Source organism: Mucilaginibacter sp. P4_E8 (assembly GCF_056401495.1).
In genome coordinates, this window is sequence record NZ_JBFUJG010000312.1 from 1 (window position 1) to 2,217 (window position 2,217).

The 2,217-nt window shown below is 29.8% G+C and carries 4 protein-coding genes; 3 read left to right on the plus strand and 1 reads right to left on the minus strand.

What is annotated here, in order from left to right; translation table 11 throughout:
* Positions 1-135 precede the first annotated feature (135 nt).
* Together AC1DRQ_RS30855 and AC1DRQ_RS30860 are read left to right on the plus strand one after the other, a co-directional pair.
* Positions 136-378 carry a hypothetical protein gene (locus tag AC1DRQ_RS30855; RefSeq protein WP_477429849.1) on the plus strand — a complete coding sequence of 81 codons (243 nt, stop codon included), beginning with the start codon at positions 136-138 and terminating at the stop codon, positions 376-378.
* A complete protein-coding gene (locus AC1DRQ_RS30860; RefSeq protein ID WP_477429851.1) occupies positions 375-623 on the plus strand; it encodes a hypothetical protein in 249 nt (82 codons plus the stop codon). Before AC1DRQ_RS30855 ends, AC1DRQ_RS30860 begins: the two co-directional genes overlap by 4 nt.
* A gap of 24 nt (positions 624-647) precedes the next feature.
* Here AC1DRQ_RS30860 and AC1DRQ_RS30865 read toward each other — a convergent pair whose 3' ends face one another.
* On the minus strand, positions 648-1,931 hold the full coding sequence (locus tag AC1DRQ_RS30865; RefSeq protein ID WP_477429853.1) for a YdgA family protein: 1,284 nt from the start codon (positions 1,929-1,931) through the stop codon (positions 648-650).
* A gap of 109 nt (positions 1,932-2,040) precedes the next feature.
* Between AC1DRQ_RS30865 and AC1DRQ_RS30870 the strand changes: the two genes are divergently transcribed.
* A partial coding sequence (locus AC1DRQ_RS30870; RefSeq protein ID WP_477429855.1) for a DUF5681 domain-containing protein occupies positions 2,041-2,217 on the plus strand: 177 nt, incomplete at its 3' end.

The window sequence follows — 2,217 nt, forward strand, 5'->3', positions numbered from 1 at the left end:
GGTTTGTGTTTTACAAGCTTTTGGAAAAACAACCAACGGGTGCACCATCCAAAGAACGAATAAAAGAAAAGGCTGCATTAGCCGAAACGGTTAACCAGATGAAAACGAAATTGAAATTGAAGAAAGGGCTGAACAATGACTGATCAGGAATTTTATGGTAAGCTAAAAATATTAGAGCCATCAATGAACAGTTTTATAGCTAATAAAGGGAATATAAGCTTAACAGCAACAGAGGTAGGTATTATGAAAGAACTGTACCCGACATTAAAAAGTATGTCTAATGGGTTGCCAAGGGTATTTAAATCATCCTGCCCAAGCTGTGTAAGAGAAGTATTTTCAATATATATATCGGTATGGTTTAGATATAAGGCATTATGAGTATAGAAGAAGATAAACATAAAGTAGGAAAAAACCTGATTTATAGTCGTTCAAACATAAACATTGAACGGCTTAACAACGGTGTTACAGCTATGGTGAGGATTGAATTGTTGTTTAACTCATCAGGCGTTTTTAAAAATTTATCAGATGATGAAATACTTTCAGCAGTAAGGAATAGAATAGAAGTATCACAATCAAATGATGATATATTTAAATTTATTGAGATTAAACCACCATCATTTTAAATAAATGGTAATCACACCAGTAAACTATTTTGATAGCACATAATTAGCTAAGTATGCTAAACATATGATGCCAACTGAATATTCGACAATAATAAGAGTTAACGAAGGCCAGTGTTTTACCTTCAGATCTTTCACGTCTAATTTCAGCCCCCAGAAAATGAAAGCTGTATACAATAACATTATTGGAGTCTTACCAATAATCCTTTTCAGTTTGGTGCTATAATTTGATGTTCTATTCAAATTGTAGTAGTATTCTTCTATATTATTGGGTAGATAGACTTTTAACAGGTTATCGAAAAACAGCATATTTATAATAAAGAAGATGAAAAATAGAATGCAAGAGTTTGTAAATACTTTACTTTTGTTGTATCCATAATCCCACCAGTATCTGGAAACTATATTGATTAAATAATTATTATTATGTTTATATTGTATTTCTTGATATCGCTTATCTAAAACCTCTGCTTTTTTGTTTAGTCCTAATTCCTTTAGTTTATTTATTACAGTTTGGTAAAGCGTTATTTGGTCTTCATATTCTCCATTATCATCTATTTTAATTGTATACTTTGTGAGAGGGATTTTCAATTTAGAAAAATCTATATTTCCCAATACTAAGAGTTTATTAGGGTTATTAGTTTTTTGTGATCCTGTTAAATCAATATATTCTGACATATCGCTCAAATCAAGATTGTTTAAGACTATCGTATCTGGAAAGTTTGAATATTGTATCTTCATTCCATCAATTTTAGAATTTCTTATAACAAAGGTGTTTTTAATGGAAAAACCATTGAAATCTAAACTTTTAAGATGAGTATCAGTTACTATAAATTTGTCAAAGTTTCCAAAAAATTGACCATATTTAATTTCGGAATTTGCTAAGGTGTAATTTGGAAAAATTTTTGCAGACGGTAAATTTGATATTCTCAAAATTTCAGAAGTTATTCCGTTTATCGTTAACAACTTGGATTGGATTATCTCGATTTCTACATTTTTTAGCAAGAGATAATCAGAAACTATATTTAAACCTCTGCTATCATTAATTTTTATGCGTACATCTTTAGAAGTTATATTGTATGTTGATTTTTTTTTTAGAGGAAATACTCCTGATGCAGAATCGGGTGAATTATACTTAAAATTTAATTTTTGAGGAAAATATCTATTCGTTATTTCTATAGATTGAAACTCGTACGTGTAATAGTCTGAAGGTTCTATTATTTTAGAACCAGCCTTACTGATAATTGTATCTTGACTATATCCCAATAATTGAAAGCCAAAAAGAATAAAAGCAATAGTGATGAATCTTTTCATAATCAGGCTGTTAGGTATACTAAGGTAGTGAAATATTTTCCTGAATAATACATACTATTTATATCTGATGCTATTGATAATTCAATAGGATTCAATAATTGATAATAGTATGCCATTTAAAAAAGGTCAAAGCGGTAACCCAAAAGGGAAACCAAAGGGTGCAGTTAATAAATCAGATGAACAGATAAGGGAATTTTTGAGACAAGTAACCTCAGATTATTTCCATGGTATAGATGCGGAAGCTAATTTTCTTAAAGATTTAAGATCATTACGTCCGGGTATGCGT

Bases quoted from the DNA above. Each gene is read 5' to 3' on its own strand.
- AC1DRQ_RS30855 (WP_477429849.1), top strand. From the start codon at position 136: ATGACTGATCAGGAATTTTATGGTAAGCTAAAAATATTAGAGCCATCA.
- AC1DRQ_RS30865 (WP_477429853.1), bottom strand. From the start codon at position 1,931: ATGAAAAGATTCATCACTATTGCTTTTATTCTTTTTGGCTTTCAATTA.
- AC1DRQ_RS30860 (WP_477429851.1), top strand. From the start codon at position 375: ATGAGTATAGAAGAAGATAAACATAAAGTAGGAAAAAACCTGATTTAT.